This is a genomic window from Psychrobacillus sp. FSL K6-1464, assembly GCF_038003145.1.
Lineage (GTDB): Bacteria > Bacillota > Bacilli > Bacillales_A > Planococcaceae > Psychrobacillus > Psychrobacillus psychrotolerans.
In genome coordinates, this window is the sequence record NZ_JBBOOP010000002.1 from 105,540 (window position 1) to 122,655 (window position 17,116).

The following is a 17,116-nucleotide window of genomic DNA, read 5'->3' on the forward strand; positions in this document are numbered from 1 at the left end:
AATCATGTTTGTTTCCCCAATGTTACTACAAAAATCAACTGAGCCAATTGATGAAATAACGCATATCACAGAACTAAAGCTAGATGGAATTCGAACAATATGGACAAAATTTGATAATAGAGTACGAATATATACAAGGCACAACAACGAAATCACTTCCAAGTTTCCGGAATTAGCAAATTTGTCACTTCCGAATGGAACTGTGCTCGATGGCGAGATCATCGTCACGAACGAACTCGGAAAACCAGATTTTGAAGCCTTGATGGAACGTTTTATGTCAAAGAGCTCAGAACATGCGATATCTTTTAGTGTCTTTGATATTCTCTATTTCAATGGCAAACGAATAACAAGTTATCCGCTGTTAGAAAGAAAAGAAACGCTAGCTACTGTCGTCACCGAAGATAGTCCCCTTCTAAACAAAGTGCAGTGGGTGGAAGGAAACGGGACTGCTTATTTTGAATTGATCAAGCAGCACAAACTTGAAGGGATCGTACAAAAAAAATCTAATTCGCGATACCAGATCAACAAACGTTCAGATGACTGGTTAAAACTTATTAGTTATCAGTATGACACTGTTTATATAGCCGGACTAAGAAAAGATAAATTTGGATTGCTTCTTAATTTTGAAAACGGCAAATATGCTGGCGTATTAGAATTTATGACAACCAAGAATAGACATGAATTCTACAGACATTATAAAGACTTTATTTTAGAAGAAAATGAAAAGTATATATATTTAGATCCGAAAATGAGAGCAAAAATTAAATATAGAAACTTGACCAAAAACGGATTATTGAGAATACCTTCATTTGTGGAGTGGTCTTAACTCCACTTTTTTTGTTCTAATCTTCTTGCCTCTAAACTTCTTTATTAATTCTCCGATACATATAGTGAAAATAACAAGCATGTTCCTATTCATCACTTATCTAATTCATATCAAGATAGTAAACTACCTACATACATAACCCATGAACAAAATTTGTCATTTTCACATTTAACTTGAGAGGAATGGTTATTGTGGAAAGATGTTACACGTATTTAGCAGAAGTTGAGGAATTTTTCGATGAATATGTCGAAGCAAAATATAGTAGTGATGCAGATGTATTTGCTCATTCCTATTTAGACAAAAACGTAGTGGAACTTTCGAAGAACATTCTAGAAAAGTTGGATAAGCTTGTACAATCACGCATTATGGGAAGTGTCGCAAATTGTATTAGAATTGCTTCACCTTCCTTCTCTAACTCGTTGAATCGAATGAGAGATGGATTAAGCAAACGAGAGGAAATCAATCAACGAATTTACAAGGTTGTAAATCTATCGTACCAAGAGTTCTTAAAAAACGAGTATCTTCTGCAGTTGAAGAAATCAATCCTTCTGGAGACACGAGAAGCTTATCTGTTACATCTGAGAAACCTTTGCCAAATAGTTTTTGACCAAATCGTAGAATACCCGCAACGAGTAGATGGTGACGCCAATTATAGACATAGAGATTGCTTTCTTATTGAAGAGTCAAAACTTGCGAACATTGTTGACCAGTTAAATTCAAATATTACTTTTGAATTAGAGCCTCAAAAACAAAGAGATATTGTTTTCGAACTTTATGACGATATAGAAATATATCTAATGGATATCATGCATAATTTTGTAGATATGATTGCTTCTAGTAACAAATGAACATTTCGCCCTCCCTTTAGAACATTTCCGTTCTTAAGAGAGGGCTTTTTCTTTCCGAAGAATTATAATAACATTTACGACACTATATTTACTGAAAAGCAAACAAACTGTAAGTTCTTTATGAAGCAAAAAAAACCTGTTAAGGGCCTATGCTGTTATTGCTTAAACTTTTTCATCTCTGTGTGAACTTCTTGAACCAAAAAGGATACATTTGATTGTCCATGCAAGAAACTAATTTTTGCTTCTTTATCTTGTTGAAAAATGACTTTCTCCATTAATTCTACATCATCTAGATACTTATTCATAACCTTCTTGTACTTTTTTTCAAGTGGTTTAAAACGTTCTGTAGGAGCAGTTAATTCTATGGAAGCCTGTTCCTTTGTGATATCAAACCACTTTTGGGTTTCATCCTTCCAATCTTTTTCTTTACGAATTTCTTTTCCATATACATTGGTTAACGTTCCATTCTTTATAGCCAGTGAGTTAATCTCGCCCACTAATAATATCTGGTCTGTCACTTTCCCTATATACAATACCTCTTCTAAGGTGATGTCCTCGTATGGATTTTCTTGATAACCATTTGCAAAATACAAACTAACAAAAACCAGCACGACTGCGATGAGAAATAGTAATGTTTTATGAAATGGTTTCATTTGAAATGTCCTCCTTAAGTTCTTTTATATCTTGTTGCAAAATCTTATAAGCATTTTCCACTTCGTCTTTACGGTCGCCATCAATCAAATGAACCTCTGTAATGGCAGCTAGTTTAATGACTTTTTCGATTGTTTGATCTAGACGGTCGGTAGCTCTGTCTTGCAGAACTTTTAAGTTATTTCTTTCAGCAATCATTGCTTGTAGCAATATGTTTCTTTCTGATAAGTTAGATGGTTTGTAAACGCCTGCAGTTAAAATATTACTAATAGAATCGCTCATTATGAAATTAATATAAAACATAGAGTTTTCCTCTGCTACTGCTACTGGATTGTACTCAGTCATTGGCTTCTTGACTCTATCTTTATTGTCTAATGTTCCACTTCCTACCAAAATCAAGTAAACAAACAATACTGTTCCCCCTATGATATAGGAGAAGGTTTCAAAGACCTTCCAATTTCCTTTTGTATGCAAACATAACTCCCCCTTTTCTATACTTCATTGTATGAGTTATACAAAATTCCATTCGAAAAAGAATAGCGTATAAAAGCGAACCAAATGAAAACTCTATTGACTACAGAACACTTGTTCTGTTATGATGAAGGAAAGAAATGTGTTTTGTCGAAAAATTCTCATAAGCAATATTCTATATCTGAATAATTTAGTCTGGTTTACTTCCAAACCTTATCAAAAGGGATGTTTTTGCATATATTACGCCAATGAATGAAAAAAGGTGCGAGAATACTCGCTAATTAAAAAGGGAGCTGGCGTAATTGAGAAAGATTTGGATAGTAACGGGTTTATTTATGGCGTTTTTTATGGGAATGGTCGTTTCTGACGTGCAACATGCAGGTAGCTTAGGTCAAGTGTTTGCAAATGCTGCTGAGAAGAATTCGTATAATCAATTGAATGATTACGAAGTAGTCGCTCATGTAGTCGACGAAGGTCAAAGTGTATGGTTGTTACAACGCGAATTAAACAATGGTAAATATGTTGCTGATGCGGTATCGCTTTTCCCCTATGCAAACCAAGGAAAAGATGCTGGAAGTATTCAAAAAGGTGAAGTAATCTATCTCTTAGAGCGGAAATAATAAAAAGAGACGGTACGAACCCTCACGCTGGTTCTTTCCGTCTCTTTTTATTTTTTTACCTGTTGTAACAGCCTTTCTGCTTCCCATCCCAATTTTATTCGATTTATAATCGTTGTCTCAGGGATATTTAATCTATTAGCCCATTCACGAACAGAAAGAGTCTCACCTTCGTAATTAATCGGCCACTCATGCATCCTTTTAACATCAGGGTCTAAAAAGGAGGATTTGTTCATAAGGTATCGATTATATAATAAGTCAATACGTAAACCAGTCTCTTCACTCCATTCTCTAATAGATTGTGTTTTCCCATCATGGGTTACCTCTATGCTCATTTGCACTGCGAATGGCTCAAACTTTGTATAATCTATGTTTGCATAATATCTTGTCGGTCGGAATGACGCTTTCTTTTCTATCAAAGAAGCTTTCGGAAAAACTAAATTTGGGTCGATCCACTCATAATTACTAGGGGAAACTGGTTTCAGCAAATCTACTTGCTCTAGCCTGGCACCTCTAACATAACCATTTTGAATTGCCCAAGATTTAAACTGTTCAAAGTTATAAAAAATATCTAAATCATAATTGTCTATACCGGAATGTTGGTTACTGCTAACCACATCATTGTAAGCAATTGACCAATTAAGCAACAGATATAAATCATCTTTAAAATCACCATCATCATCATTACATATATAGCTCTCTGCTCGCTTAATATTTCTATCCATTAAACCATACATAGCTTTATCTTCAAGTTCCAAAAATAAAATGAACAACTCAGGACGTAAGGTGATACGTTTTTCGTTTGGAGTCATCAAATACTTCTTTGGCCTTTTTGTATTATTAGATTCTATTGTTATCGAGTATTCTGACAGTTGCAAGAATTTTTCTGGTTCCGTCGCCCAAATAGCTCCTACCAATAAAGCTTCTATGTTCTGTTCAAATATTGGAAATGTCAACTTGTATCGCTTTTCCTCATGGAGCAAAACAAAATGGTAAAAATAATCAGCTTTTTGACTAAAACGTACTCCAGGACCAATCTGATCAAAATAACAAGTGGCTGTCTCAGTAAGGTCTGTTGCACCTTTCTCAATTTCCGTCTCCATTATTTCAGGAATTTTTTTTCCTTCATAAATTATTTGAACCAGCTTTTTCATAAGACCTCTTCTTCTAATCAGGTTGACTTGATCATTTAGTTGCAGGTTTCCCGGTTGCGGCAAAGCACTAGCCACGCTGACAGCATCAATTAAAGTGGAAGCACATAGATTGACATCTCGCAAACTATTTTCACCTCAATTCTAGAATGTAACTTGTAAATTATATTTTACATTAATTATTGTTTTATGTATATCGTTTTTTTGACAAGGTTTATAAATATATTGTTCTTTTTGTCATTTTTTTGACTAAAGGAATGAAGTCCTATTGCTTGCGAGTTTACTAAGACCAAAGTTATATTTCTACTATAGTATACAACATTAAATGCTTTTGTCAATAGTAGCAATATTCCTAAAAGTAATTATTTCTTCCTCCATTGTACTTAAAGAAATTAAAAAAAACGAGGGGAAATTCCCCCCGTTATCCAACATTTTTATTTTCTCTCCATTTCTGGAAAAAGGAAAGGAAATCTTTATCCACAATTTTCCTGTAATCTAAATTCATTTTACCTCTTGCCTGTGTCAGAATTCCGTTATTCACCTCTATAGTTATCCATGGTTTATCAGGTGATTCTTTTCTACGTGCAAACAAAATGGTTGTATTCCCATTCGCAACACTTTTGGCATAAGAGGACACGCAATGTTTCAGCCTTCGTCCTTCTATTGATATTTCTTCCAGTGAGTATGGAGGACGTATCTCAAACTGGCTATTTTCATACCTGTATTTTTTTTCGAGTCTTTCTTTTAACTGTTGATACTGATCAGCGAGAATTTCATCTTCTACCATACTGAAATCTCTGACCAGAATATCATGAACCAGTTTTAAACTTCTTGGACGCTTTTCTACTTGCATGTTCATTTGTTTTGCCATTGACTCATAATCCCTTAACAATACTAGAGCCGATGTTACTTCAATTGCTTGCTGGTCATATATTCGCTGCATGTAATCAATCAGTTCTCTTGATGTGTAATTCGAATTCATTGCGATTTCCGCAAATAAACTCAGTGAATACTTACGGTCATGCATACCAACAAGGTACTGTGCTTCTTCTTCATTTAAGGTGCCAACTTCATGCATCGTTTTTAAATATTCAATTTCCATCGAGTCAAGTGTTTTTAAGTGCTTCATTATAGGTCGGGGCAAAGAGATTTCCTCTTTGACTGACTCACTAAGTTTTTCACCATTTTTCATCTTGTCCATCACGAAATTAAACATATCCATTTTCAAAAAACTCTCCGCTGCTGGATTATCTCTTCTATAATTCATATACATTACACAAGTTTGCATCGTAACCAAAGACCTTTTAGTCTTTTCAGTTCCTTCAACAAGTTCTTTTAATCCAGTCCTGTTATAAGCCGCATGATTTTCGAGGTCTGATCTATAAAACTCTTCGAATGTCCATGTCGTTCTTCCTGTGGACATTAACTTAATTGCTTCTGCATCATTTTTTCCTTTATCTGTATACTTAATACCATATTGCCCATTAATGACTGTGATAACTTTTTGAACTCCTTCAGAAGACATATAAATTTGCCCTCTTGGAACTAACACGAATTGCACCGTCTTATTGTATATCACATATCGCAGATCATAACGACGAATAACGATTAATTCCTCATCATACACATCCATTGTTACATGCGAACCATAGGTTATTGTTCGCTTGTTTGATTGTAAGAATTCGGTTCTGTTATATCCAGACTCATCTTGATATCGATGGACACAATCTTTGTTATGGGGTTTCAGATAATGAAGAAATTTATTAGAAATTGATTTACTATACTCATTTAAAGCAGTCTGTTTCTTATATTGTTCTCCTTTTCCATCTTTCACAAGCAATAGTAATTCTTTGTACTTGCGAGAAATTTCAGGTGACCATGTTGTTGAGTTGGATCTAAACGACTTCGCTCCACACGGGCAGTGAAATGTGTATTCATTTCTCATCCCACTTCCGTAAACTCTTAGCCCAGTTAAGCCATAAAATTTCCCAAATATCTCCAAAGAATTTACTTCAGGTAATTCTATAACCATTTCCTTTTTAGTCATACCTTTATCTTCTAGTATTTCTTTTTTATCCCTGTTAAGTGTAACCATCTTAACTCCTCCTTATATGAGCTAGTGCTCTCCTTTTTATTCATTCCTTCTATGGTATGCAGTCGGAAGAATGTCCATCACTCGAAGGAAGTGCAATAAAAAAGAGAAGGCGAAATGCCCCCTCTCTTAGCTAACTTTCTTCAACTTTTTCCACTCTTCAATGAATGACTTCAGTGGAGCTCCACCAACAACCGTGTAATGAGCATTATGCTTCCCTCTTGCTTGTACTATAGTATTGGAACTAGACACTTCTATAGTTACCCACGGCTTTTCTACTTCTCCTTTTTTTCTTACCAACAGTATGGTTGTCGTCCCCTGTGCTACTCGATCCGCATAAGATGCTACACAGTGACTCAATGCACTGCCCTCTATTGCAATTTCTTCGAGATTTTTTGGAGCACGAATTAAGAACTCTTTATTTTCGTAACTAAATTGATTTTCTACTTCAGGAAATCTTGATTTTTCGTACTGTTCATTTAATAGGTCATCCTTCACAAACTTAAAATCCCTAGCTGTCACATCATGTTCTCGAATAAGCGACTTTGGAAACTTTTCATATTCAGCATTCATCATGATATTCATATTGACATAATCTCTAAGCATAAGGACGACCCTTCCCGTTTCTATTGCTTGAGAATGCCAAGCACGATCTGCATATTGGAACAACTCTCGACACGTGTAATTGCCCATCTCAGTCAACTCGACCATTTTATTAAGTGTCTGACTGTTTAAACGTTGGCCGATGACCATTTGAGCCTCTTTTTCTGTCATTCCACCTTTTTTATTCAATTCTCTGATATGCTTAATACTCTCTGCATCAAGCGTCTTGATGTGCTTGATAATTGGTTTTGGCAATAGTAACTCTGCTTGAATCGATTCTTTTATCTCCGTATGCTTATTAATGGCGTCACATGCATAAGCGTAAAGTCCTGCTTTCCATATCCTTTCTATAACTGGATACAAATGAAATTGATGCATATATTTTATAAGTTTTTTTGCCATGGTATAACCATATAAAGAAGGTTCAAAACCTCTCACCGAATTTAAATGATCTGAGAAATCACCAAGTCCTGTTTTACTCCACAAGTCGTGTTTTTTCACATCCTCTGAAATCACCAATTTATCTGTAGATATTCCTTTTTCAAATATTTCATCCAGTGTATTAAACGCCGCTTCTACCTCTGTAAACTTATATTCCGATTTGTATCTTCTTCCGATGAGCAGGTTTTCAAATCCTGTTTTTCCAATATAGACTTGGAATTTTGGGGCTGTTTCAAAAATTACATCGTATCCACTGAAACTAAATTGCAAATCATAACGACGCAATCTTAGAAATTCCTCATCAAACTTATCTAAAGTGAAGTAGGAGCAATATTTAGTGGTAGCCTTCTTTTCCTTAAAAACATAATCTTTAAGAGTACCATGATGCAATTTTTTGTTGTCGCATTCTTTTTTGTGCTCGACAAGAACCTCTTGAATGGATTTCATTAGTCCTCTAGCTTCTCGTATTTGCAGATGGTAACTGTTTGCATCTTCAGATTCTCTATACTCAGTCATTTTCTTCGCAATACTAGGTGACCACTCAGAATAAACTCTATTCGATCTGATAAAACCACATGTACAATGAATGGTATATACTTCTCCGTCTGCACCGTAATAATTTGTAGATCTTGCATGAACAGAGTATCCTTTATAATCAACACCTGGCACAACTTTTTGCAAATCTATGAGTTCCATTTCTAATTCAAATTCCCTTTTCTCTTTAACTACCTCAAATATATTCAATTGACTTTCCTCACGCTGCATGATTACCATACATATTCCCTCCAGTTTAATTGAAACGTTTAGGTTTCTCCTTTTTAGTGTGTACGGTGCATTTTATGCAGAACCATACTCCTTTACTACTTGATGACTGGGGTGGGTGTGTATTGAGGTATGTATATGAGTTGGAGCAGAAATTTTATTTTCAATACTAAAGTGTCGGATAATCCGTTTTTGCATAAAAAAAAGAACACCCATTAGTTCAGGGATGTTCTCCATATTGTTGAGTCATCTTTTGTTCTTCGCAAAATTGGATCATCGCTTCTTTTCTTTCTTGACTTGTCAGGTATATCCTAAAATCAACGGTTCGTGCTTCACTAAGACGTTCCGGATACGTCTCTGGGGAAAGTACGCCGTAATACCCTAAATACCACTCTGCATCATGTAAAAGCTTTTCCATTCTACTTAATTTAGGCATAAAATTCTCCACCATATCATGGACGATGAATGATAAAAGAAAAAGTCCAATCTCCATGTCACCTTCGTCTCTCTTTTGATCCATTAAACATTTTATATCATTCTCGATCTTCGTATTAAACGAAACAAGCTCATTCATTTTATTTGTTAAATGACCTTCCTTTGAACGATTCCTCATGTCTATTCATCCCACCTTATCATGTATTGACTTTAAAAGCCTACGTCACGCGTATCCTTATATATGTTCCTCAGACTATTCTATGTGTTTCCTTGTTATTTTATTAGTTTATCCTACAATGCCTCTCCCTTCCACTATTATGAAGAAGGAGAAGACAGTATCTTGCTACTATTAAGTAATAACAATCCATTCATCTTCTCCGTAAATAAGTCCTAGACCTGAACCAGTATCCCACCTTACTTGAACTGTTCCCATATCATCCACACTTTCTACAGTACCCTCTGTCCCAGGTGGAACCGGTTGGTAAGGATCTTTCATTAGGATTAAACGCACTCGCTTCTGTGGGGAATGTGAAATTCTTAACGCATCTAAGATATCTTCGTCCAGTCTACTCATAAAAATCCTCCAGTTGCGAACCTATCGCTCCATATTTTTTGTTCTTTCTTTAGTATATGCAGGTAGGTTCTTTCCAATGAAAAAGACGCTCCAGAAGGAACGCCTTAAGCTGCAGGATTGCTAAGTATATTCGACATGTCGATATTGAAGTATCTACAAAGCTCATAAACAATGATAAATGATGGGTTTCCTCTGTCTCCTCTTTCAATTCTCGACAAGTACGCCTTCCCTATACCCGTTTCTTTAGCAACATTATCTAGCGAAACTCCTAGTTCGTTTCTCTTTTCCTTAATCATTTGCCCAAAGGCAATCATTTTCTCTTTATGTATTTCTAAGTATTTAGATTCTTCCATTTTAATAACCCCTTCCAGTTTATCTGTTACCTATAGTATACGTCATCTCATGAACTGTAGTCAACAATGATCTGTAAATAAAGTCAACTGAGTAAACAATACTTGTGGGAGAACGGCTATGCCGCCCACCCATTAAATAAGTAGTTGTCACCAAAGAATCTTTCTACATTTCCTCTAAAAAAAGGATTTGTTTCAGCTTCATCTCTACAAATGTCCAAAAGTGTACTCCAGTCAATAAGGTCTAACCAACCAGACCTTTGCAAATCCTGTTTATCTTTATTATCATTTCTTTGTAATTTAGTATGGATAATATCTAGTTTTGATAATCTCCAATAAGTTACTCCGTTCTCAAACTCTCCTACTTTAACCATTCTCTCCTCGTAACCCTTAGGAAGATGACATACTTCTTTAGCAGCGTCTCCAATTGAAAACATTTCAAAGTGTTCCGCCGCATCCTCTACACCGTAAATCACATCTATATCATACGTAATCTTAGATGTGCAACCATCTAGCACCATTGCTGCTCCACCTACGATAAGCACGTCTCGATGACTCCTTAACGACTCTGGCAGGTATTCTGCAGCAAGTGTTAAGTTCATTACTATTTCATCCTTTTCCATCTTCTATCACCCTCCTGACGTATCGCTAAAGCGATTCCATTTACGTTTCGTTTGGTGTATCTTATGCAAAAGAATGTCTTTCAATCGCTCACTTATTTTCTTTTAAAATTCTTTTCCACGTCAGTAGGCGGTAGATTGTCATGTCTTTCCAGAATGTGCGGACTTGATACGCAGTTGCCTGTCCCTGTTTCTGATTTAATTGTTTTTTCATTGATTCACGAAATGCTTCCGTCCCTTCTGAACTAGCAAGGTAAGCATTCACGATACCCAGGTGCTTTTCCCATATGTCCCCAGACACATTGCCGAGCACAGCATACATCGTTGCCCAGCGAAATGCTTGGTGATCATTAGATGCACGGGATAGAATTTCTTCTGGTCCGGAATCACCAAATAATCTTTGTCTTTCTGACTCTACATGAATTGCATATGATTCCAGGTCAAATAATATCTCATCGGGTCGTATTCTCATTTTGTACTCCTCCTGCTATTCCTTAATTTTCGAGTGTTCTATTTTCATTTTAATTGCGACTGCTCTGTTTCAAGCAGTTTATTATTATGTAAGTGAAAGACCCATTTAGGTCTTCCAGGGGGTTAACTCCTACTAACACGGAGAAAATCCTCGAGAAATCTATATGACATTCTACAAATTCCACAAGTAATTTTCTTTGAACTTCCGAACGAACGATAAATATTCCTTAATTGTGAATTTTGTATCCCATCCAGCAAGTCGATAAGGTTCATCTGACAAAAACCGTCTTATTCTGATACGTTTTAATTCGTCTCTATGTTCTGGACTTTCATCGCAATTGGATGGTTTATTTTCATTATACAAACTTAATAACTCTTTAATTTTCTCGCTTTTCTCAGCATGCTGACTGAAAAATTTGAGGAGCTCATCATAACTAAATACTTCCTCTTCATTTTCATAATCTCCCAGTACAGCTAATATATTATTTGCTTTGGTCGCGACGATTTGTTGCTTATATTTTCCCTCACTTTTCACAATTGCAACTAATTTATTCTCATATAAATAATTAAAGGCATCATAGATATGCTCGAATTCTTCAACTATTCTAAAAAGATAGCTTTTGGAGAAGTCTATTTGACAAACATAATACTTATGCCATTCGCTCCAGTAACGCGTATCGTTTCCTTCTATTCTTTTGCACTCCCTGTTATAACATACGACAATCCATTCTCCTTCTAAACACGGGACCTCTGTTGCATTAGATCTATAAAACTCTGGTTCATGGAAATCTCTATGTCCATAGGCTTCGTAGTTAGCATGCCCTATCCAATCAGGATCCACTGACAACACTTTTTCCACTAAGAGGGACGGTTCATCCTCTAAAAAAGAAAAACCCATCTGACGAAAGGCATTTAAAAAATTTACACGTTTGTATTCGTACGGTTTTATACCGCTAGGCAATCTTTCTTCCTCTTTCATTTTTGATTTGAACAATATGCCACCTCCTTCTATCATGTACCCACTCAACATCTTTATAATTATTCTTTAATACACTGAGCAAGTTCTTTTATTTTTGCTATAAGGTTGGGAATGTCAGCGAACTCTTCGGATTCTCTTCTCAACATATAATTCGCCTCCATAAGGAAACAATCGGTAGTTGGTATGTAGCTTATCTGTATTAATACCTGCTCCTTTGACGCTTCAGTAAGCTCTATCTCAAAAGGAATCTCCTTGCCGTTTAAAACGAAAGGTTGGCACACATAACCTGCCCTAGACATATCTGGTCGTGTTTGAAGCAAAGTATCCCATTTGTTTTCTTGAGCAGCCTTAAGCAGTTCCATAAGGTTATGCTTGCCGACAATCACCCGGCCAGAAAGGGCTGCTTTTATAAACTTCACAATAGATGACAACGACTCTTCCTGTTTATCTAGTTCTTCTCCTATTATTACTTGAAAAGAATTACAAACTTTATAAATCTCTACTTGGATTGTGTTAGAGAAGCCTTGAATTAATCGGAAGCCTTCGCCTTTGATCATGTGTTCTCCCTCAGTAGAAACTTCAAAGGGGATTTCGTTTAGTAGAAGCAGCTGTTCAACCCTCTCAAAACTGACCTTAAAGCCATCCTTTTCTGCTCTATTCTTTATTTCATCAAATGAATCAGTGAAAATAAAATTGGGACTATCAGAAAGATTCTGAATGGATACATACCAAGGACCTACTAACCTTTCTTCTCCTCTGGACACGTTCTGAACAACGATTAGCTGAGAGAACGGCTGAAATACTTCCCAGTCATTTAATTCTAAAGAGAATTCATAATTAACATCTCCTTTTGTTGCGATCACACAGGTACTTAAGTCCATTTTCTTCATCGAAACAATTTGCAATCCCAGCATGACAGAGATATTGTCCAGTATTAGCCTCGTAACATCATTCATTTCTACTAACCGCTTTTTTTCTTGCTTAATCATTTCGACTATTTTACTCATTATTCCTTCCCCCTTTATTTAAGGGACTCAGTATGTTCAACCAATAAAGTTGTCCTGTTTGAATCCTATGTATAGAAAAGAGAGGGTTTCCCCTCTCCTTTAGTTGAGCTGTTTAAATAATTTCTTTGAACAACTCTGCTATTTCTTCTTGTTTTTTCTTGTAAGCAATGACTCTATCTAGCCATTCTTTAAATTCTACTTCGTTCATTTCCTTGTCAACACCTGCAACGGAGACCGTTCCATCTTGCTTAATTGATAGACGATGTTTTTCGACCTTATCATTTACTTGCTGCAACAGACCGAATTGAAACTCGATTGCTGTTCCTTCCACTTTCGCAATGTACGAAAATTGCTTCTCGTTCAAAATGTTAATGATCTCTGCTTGGTTTAACTTCTTCACTGTTGTTGCCATTTGGCATTCCCCCTGAAATTGTTTTGGTTTATATACTATAGTATACACTATTATCCATCCGTTGTCAAGTATTATGCGGAAGTTGGCTGAACACGCGATGGTGCTGTTCCTACTTTTGCTTGAGACATCAACGATTCGCCCTTCATCACACGGACTTCAATACGTTGTTCCACACCGCAATCATAACCAATAATACTTTCTGCATTGTCCACAAAGAGGGGATATTTATATCCTTTGATATTGCTAATCATGTCTACTATTTCCATGCCAGCACGCATTTGCTCTGATAATGAACATACATGTACAGGCTTATCATCATAAAGAACGTTGAAACATGCACGAACTTCTCCAGAAGTTTGATTTACGGATTCCAATTCGATCGATACTCGTTTTAGATGCTTCGAGATCTCTGCATTTAGGATGGTCGTTTTCGCCAACACGAATTGCTTCATATGGAAAGCTTGATTAGCCATGTGCTCCATCGACTTTTCTTGCTCCTCCCGTTTCACAATAAGTGCCTGAAGATCTTCTGCTCGTTTTGCTTCTTGTTTCTTCGCTATTTCTGCTTCTGTTTCTAGTTTTTTAGCAGCAGTGAAGCGTTCTTCTTCCTTCACAAGTTCTTGTTTGAGTGAAATCAGTTGTTCCTCATAATTAGCACCACTCGTTTTGTTATTTGCTGCATCAGCTTCTAAAAGCTTTTTGCGTTCTACAAGTTTAGACAACTCTTCCTCTATTGATTTTTGGAACTGTGTGCGTTTTTCTTCATGAGTCTTCAACTTCTTCAAAACATCATCCAATTCAGCTTTTAGAACTTTGCGTTTTTCTAAAAGCTCTTTTTCGAAGTTTTTCTCTATTATGAGATTCGCTTTGTCCGTTTTCTCGATTTCTTCCTTAATTGCTTTACCGCTTTCGACCATCTCGAGTAGATCTTTATCGATAATCGCTTTGCTTGCCTCTATTTCTTTTCGACGCTTTTCAATGTGAGCAGGCGGTGTTTTTTGTCCACATGCAGAACATGTCGCTGCATCTAAAGAAGTTATTTCTTTATCGAGTTCCGCAAGCTTATCTTTTTCATAGCGATACTTTTGAAGCATCATATTTCGTTCTGAATGAAGGGAGTCTGTCTTTTTTGTGTCTGGTTTCAATCTATCTAGATGTGCAAGTTCGACTTCAACACGTTTGACATCTTTATTTAATTCTCCCACTTCGACAGCACCGGAATATGCACGAGATTTCACCTCACGTATATTGGATTCAATTTCTCTTTTTTGTGCTTCAGACTCAGCAGGTTTGTCATTCTTCGCTTTATCTTTGATCACTTCTTCGATTTTTTCTCGAATCGCATTAATACGGTCGTTAGACACCACTTCTACTTCTTTAATTATGATAGGCTCCGATACTTTTTGAATGTACCCCTCCATATGTTTCAATTCGTCCTCAGCATTTTTACGCTTCTTTGTTAATGCCGTTAGATAACTATTCGTGTCATTGACGTTAAAAGTTTCTTTTCTTAGAAACTCTTGTTCTTCTGACGTCATTGTATTTAACACATCGTCTAAGGAAGCTTCCGAGAACAACTTCGTAATCATTGAACGAGCTGGTCCTTCTGTAAGAGTCAAAAAGATCATTGGATTGAATAACATCAGGAACAATAGTGAATTAAATTCTTCCTCTACTGTTTTTTGTGCTACTTCGACACCGTCTACCTTAATGCGTGTAGATGTCGTCAATCTTCGTTCGATTTCTCTTTCACGTCCATCACTTTCAAACTTTAAAACAACGCGAGCTTTACTAACGTTTATGTTTTTAATGTTTAGGTTCTTTACGCTTCCCCCAAGTCCTTTCCCCGTCATAGCCCATGCAATTGCCTCACCTATGGTAGTCTTTCCTTCTCCATTGACTCCTCTAAATTCCGTTAGCCCTTCCGAGAATTCGAATGTTACTGAATTCTCAAACCCACGAAACCCTTCTACGAACAAACTGATTAATTTAATTGACTGCATTTTTGCTTCCTCCTTTTTATATGGTCGATGCGACCTCCATGAATTTGTGATTCATACTGTTATATGCAAGTCAAAGCTGTTCGATAAGTCGAAGAAAGTTTGAGAAACCAAAAAAGAGCCCCCAGAATGGAGACTCCTAATAAGAGTTTATTTTTCTTCTTCTATTTGATTGCTTCCATATGGACCTTTACGTAAAGTCCCCTTATAGACACCATACCAATAACCATCACGATTATACTCTAGCGTGGCCAAAGTTAAATAACCAGCATATCCGTTCACTTCTTTCCATAGTGTTTGAGGAAACTCAACAACATCTAATTTTTTCAATGTTACAGCATAAGTCATTGTATCCGCTTGTGCATTCATCGCCTCATCTAACAGTAATAAATTTTCAGGTTTTACTACAGTTGGTAATGGAATTGGGTTATTCATATTATACAAGTAGCCTTCGTAGTACGCGACGCTGTATCCAGGAAACGTCTTTTTGTCATATTGTGTCAGATGCCCACCAAAACCAGATTGTGTAAACCAGATTGTTAGTGGTGGAGCTTGTCCACCGTTGGTTGTTTTTGCTACTCCCGTTTTCCAAATCCTTGTTATTTCTGCATTCGTTTCAATTAGATTCTTTTCATTAATTTCATTGGTTGAACCCACCGTATTGCTTGCGGAAGCAGTAGTTCCCATTACACTTCCAAATACACACATGGCCATAATAAGATATAAAGCTTTTCTCAACATCCAAATTCCCCCTGTTTTAGGTTTCTACAACCTTTATTTGTAGTACAATATATTTATACCATTTATACTAATCTTTTTATATGCTTTAATTGTCGAACGATTACGAACGATTTCAATATTCTGTTAAATATGAATCTTTTCGGAGCTTGTTGCGTATTATGTAGTATGAATACAAAAAAGGAGGTACAGTTACCATGTCAAAAAAAATCAAATATATCTGGGCACTTGTCATTTTGACTCTTTTAACTTTGCTCGTCGCTTGTGAAGAGGGCATCGAATTTCCTGCGAAAGAAGAGCATCTGAAGAATGTAATTTTCCAAAGCGAAAATAATATGGACAACTCCTTATCATTCTTTGATGACAAACTGACAATCAGGGTAAACAGCCAAAAAATTAAACCTTTTATGGACGAAAATGACCTGGTTAATGCAGGTACTAAGTCAGAATGGATAATAGAAAAGTATAAAGTCAAAACGAGCGGTGATGAATACCATATCACAGGAGAAGGTGTGGATATCAAGCTTAAACGCATAGGAAAAAGGATTATTCAAGACACTGAAGGCGAACGTTATTCCACAGATAAAGATTTGAATTAAGAAGAAGAGGACATGTCTAACGACATGTTTTTTTTTGCACATAAAAAAAGTCCCCTAAAGGACTTCTGATGCGTTATATTTATTACGCAAGTGCAGTTTCTGGCAATAAGACAAATTCTTCGGAGAATCTTTCGGGAAAATATGCGTGTATATATTCCTTTATCTGATGTATTTCCTTCCTTCTCAGCCGGTGATGATAAGCCATTATCATTAAGCCATCTTCATCCATTTTGAGAAGACCACTCAACCTAGTTATTTTGAAACGTAATAACTTTTTAATCACTGGAGTAGTTAATCTAGAATCAAATATCCTAAGATTCACGAGCCTTCCATCTCGTTCAAGCAATTGTTTTTCTGACCCCTCGCGAACTTTTTCCGTTCCATGATAGCATTTTTCTGAAGACACTTTCGTCATCAATTCACCAATCCCTTCTAAATTGAAAAGCCAAACCCAAAGGGCTTGACTTCA

20 protein-coding genes are annotated in these 17,116 nt (G+C 36.2%); 4 read left to right on the plus strand and 16 right to left on the minus strand.

The window, feature by feature from the left end; genetic code table 11:
* Positions 1-4: 4 nt before the first annotated feature.
* Complete coding sequence (locus tag MKX39_RS20475; RefSeq protein ID WP_340771704.1) at positions 5-826, plus strand: ATP-dependent DNA ligase; 822 nt, start codon at positions 5-7, stop codon at positions 824-826.
* A gap of 191 nt (positions 827-1,017) precedes the next feature.
* Complete coding sequence (locus MKX39_RS20480) at positions 1,018-1,674, plus strand: hypothetical protein (RefSeq protein WP_340764972.1); 657 nt, start codon at positions 1,018-1,020, stop codon at positions 1,672-1,674.
* A gap of 155 nt (positions 1,675-1,829) precedes the next feature.
* On the opposite strand, the gene MKX39_RS20485 is transcribed toward MKX39_RS20480, so the two are convergent.
* Both MKX39_RS20485 and MKX39_RS20490 read right to left on the minus strand, forming a co-directional pair.
* A complete protein-coding gene (locus MKX39_RS20485; protein WP_340771706.1) occupies positions 1,830-2,327 on the minus strand; it encodes a hypothetical protein in 498 nt (165 codons plus the stop codon).
* Entirely contained in the window at positions 2,311-2,799 is a 489-nt protein-coding gene (locus MKX39_RS20490) for a hypothetical protein (protein ID WP_340764975.1), read from the minus strand. The genes MKX39_RS20485 and MKX39_RS20490 overlap by 17 nt, the downstream gene beginning before the upstream one ends.
* A gap of 299 nt (positions 2,800-3,098) precedes the next feature.
* Here MKX39_RS20490 and MKX39_RS20495 point away from each other — a divergent pair, with 299 nt between their 5' ends.
* Positions 3,099-3,416 (plus strand): hypothetical protein, encoded by a 318-nt coding sequence (locus MKX39_RS20495; RefSeq protein ID WP_340771707.1) that lies wholly within the window; start codon positions 3,099-3,101, stop codon positions 3,414-3,416.
* Positions 3,417-3,463: 47 nt separating this feature from the next.
* On the opposite strand, the gene MKX39_RS20500 is transcribed toward MKX39_RS20495, so the two are convergent.
* The 13 genes from MKX39_RS20500 to MKX39_RS20560 all read right to left on the minus strand — a co-directional run bounded on the left by MKX39_RS20500 (position 3,464) and on the right by MKX39_RS20560 (position 16,051).
* Positions 3,464-4,690, minus strand: coding sequence for a hypothetical protein (locus tag MKX39_RS20500; RefSeq protein ID WP_340771709.1), 1,227 nt, complete (start codon positions 4,688-4,690; stop codon positions 3,464-3,466).
* Positions 4,691-4,985: 295 nt separating this feature from the next.
* Positions 4,986-6,659, minus strand: coding sequence for a PcfJ domain-containing protein (locus MKX39_RS20505; protein WP_340771710.1), 1,674 nt, complete (start codon positions 6,657-6,659; stop codon positions 4,986-4,988).
* A 126-nt stretch (positions 6,660-6,785) separates the two neighbouring features.
* Positions 6,786-8,474, minus strand: a complete 1,689-nt coding sequence (locus tag MKX39_RS20510; protein ID WP_340771715.1) for a PcfJ domain-containing protein — start codon at positions 8,472-8,474, stop codon at positions 6,786-6,788.
* A 208-nt stretch (positions 8,475-8,682) separates the two neighbouring features.
* Positions 8,683-9,075 (minus strand): hypothetical protein, encoded by a 393-nt coding sequence (locus MKX39_RS20515; protein WP_340764984.1) that lies wholly within the window; start codon positions 9,073-9,075, stop codon positions 8,683-8,685.
* Positions 9,076-9,246: 171 nt separating this feature from the next.
* Entirely contained in the window at positions 9,247-9,471 is a 225-nt protein-coding gene (locus tag MKX39_RS20520; RefSeq protein ID WP_340764985.1) for a DUF4314 domain-containing protein, read from the minus strand.
* Positions 9,472-9,575: 104 nt separating this feature from the next.
* The gene (locus tag MKX39_RS20525; protein ID WP_340771716.1) at positions 9,576-9,824 is read right to left on the minus strand and encodes a helix-turn-helix domain-containing protein; all 249 of its coding nucleotides are present in this window, start codon (positions 9,822-9,824) and stop codon (positions 9,576-9,578) included.
* Between the two features lie 116 nt (positions 9,825-9,940).
* Positions 9,941-10,444 (minus strand): DUF6036 family nucleotidyltransferase, encoded by a 504-nt coding sequence (locus tag MKX39_RS20530; RefSeq protein WP_340764989.1) that lies wholly within the window; start codon positions 10,442-10,444, stop codon positions 9,941-9,943.
* Between the two features lie 88 nt (positions 10,445-10,532).
* Positions 10,533-10,913: a hypothetical protein gene (locus MKX39_RS20535; protein ID WP_340764991.1), complete on the minus strand. Its 381-nt coding sequence runs from the start codon at positions 10,911-10,913 to the stop codon at positions 10,533-10,535.
* 171 nt (positions 10,914-11,084) lie between these two features.
* Entirely contained in the window at positions 11,085-11,906 is an 822-nt protein-coding gene (locus tag MKX39_RS20540) for a hypothetical protein (protein ID WP_340771718.1), read from the minus strand.
* A 44-nt stretch (positions 11,907-11,950) separates the two neighbouring features.
* Positions 11,951-12,898 (minus strand): hypothetical protein, encoded by a 948-nt coding sequence (locus MKX39_RS20545; protein ID WP_340771720.1) that lies wholly within the window; start codon positions 12,896-12,898, stop codon positions 11,951-11,953.
* A 112-nt stretch (positions 12,899-13,010) separates the two neighbouring features.
* Positions 13,011-13,310, minus strand: coding sequence for a hypothetical protein (locus tag MKX39_RS20550; RefSeq protein ID WP_340764997.1), 300 nt, complete (start codon positions 13,308-13,310; stop codon positions 13,011-13,013).
* Between the two features lie 71 nt (positions 13,311-13,381).
* Positions 13,382-15,313 carry an AAA family ATPase gene (locus MKX39_RS20555; protein WP_340771722.1) on the minus strand — a complete coding sequence of 644 codons (1,932 nt, stop codon included), beginning with the start codon at positions 15,311-15,313 and terminating at the stop codon, positions 13,382-13,384.
* A 147-nt stretch (positions 15,314-15,460) separates the two neighbouring features.
* Positions 15,461-16,051: a hypothetical protein gene (locus tag MKX39_RS20560; RefSeq protein WP_340765001.1), complete on the minus strand. Its 591-nt coding sequence runs from the start codon at positions 16,049-16,051 to the stop codon at positions 15,461-15,463.
* Between the two features lie 194 nt (positions 16,052-16,245).
* Between MKX39_RS20560 and MKX39_RS20565 the strand changes: the two genes are divergently transcribed.
* Positions 16,246-16,647, plus strand: coding sequence for a hypothetical protein (locus MKX39_RS20565; RefSeq protein WP_340765003.1), 402 nt, complete (start codon positions 16,246-16,248; stop codon positions 16,645-16,647).
* Between the two features lie 82 nt (positions 16,648-16,729).
* Here MKX39_RS20565 and MKX39_RS20570 read toward each other — a convergent pair whose 3' ends face one another.
* Complete coding sequence (locus MKX39_RS20570; protein ID WP_340771724.1) at positions 16,730-17,065, minus strand: hypothetical protein; 336 nt, start codon at positions 17,063-17,065, stop codon at positions 16,730-16,732.
* Between the last annotated feature and the right edge of the window lie 51 nt (positions 17,066-17,116).

Coding starts and splice junctions, on each gene's coding strand:
- MKX39_RS20475 (WP_340771704.1), top strand. CDS start 5: ATGTTTGTTTCCCCAATGTTACTACAAAAATCAACTGAGCCAATTGAT.
- MKX39_RS20485 (WP_340771706.1), bottom strand. CDS start 2,327: ATGAAACCATTTCATAAAACATTACTATTTCTCATCGCAGTCGTGCTG.
- MKX39_RS20505 (WP_340771710.1), bottom strand. CDS start 6,659: ATGGTTACACTTAACAGGGATAAAAAAGAAATACTAGAAGATAAAGGT.
- MKX39_RS20510 (WP_340771715.1), bottom strand. CDS start 8,474: ATGGTAATCATGCAGCGTGAGGAAAGTCAATTGAATATATTTGAGGTA.
- MKX39_RS20515 (WP_340764984.1), bottom strand. CDS start 9,075: ATGAGGAATCGTTCAAAGGAAGGTCATTTAACAAATAAAATGAATGAG.
- MKX39_RS20520 (WP_340764985.1), bottom strand. CDS start 9,471: ATGAGTAGACTGGACGAAGATATCTTAGATGCGTTAAGAATTTCACAT.
- MKX39_RS20525 (WP_340771716.1), bottom strand. CDS start 9,824: ATGGAAGAATCTAAATACTTAGAAATACATAAAGAGAAAATGATTGCC.
- MKX39_RS20530 (WP_340764989.1), bottom strand. CDS start 10,444: ATGGAAAAGGATGAAATAGTAATGAACTTAACACTTGCTGCAGAATAC.
- MKX39_RS20535 (WP_340764991.1), bottom strand. CDS start 10,913: ATGAGAATACGACCCGATGAGATATTATTTGACCTGGAATCATATGCA.
- MKX39_RS20545 (WP_340771720.1), bottom strand. CDS start 12,898: ATGAGTAAAATAGTCGAAATGATTAAGCAAGAAAAAAAGCGGTTAGTA.
- MKX39_RS20550 (WP_340764997.1), bottom strand. CDS start 13,310: ATGGCAACAACAGTGAAGAAGTTAAACCAAGCAGAGATCATTAACATT.
- MKX39_RS20555 (WP_340771722.1), bottom strand. CDS start 15,313: ATGCAGTCAATTAAATTAATCAGTTTGTTCGTAGAAGGGTTTCGTGGG.
- MKX39_RS20560 (WP_340765001.1), bottom strand. CDS start 16,051: ATGTTGAGAAAAGCTTTATATCTTATTATGGCCATGTGTGTATTTGGA.
- MKX39_RS20565 (WP_340765003.1), top strand. CDS start 16,246: ATGTCAAAAAAAATCAAATATATCTGGGCACTTGTCATTTTGACTCTT.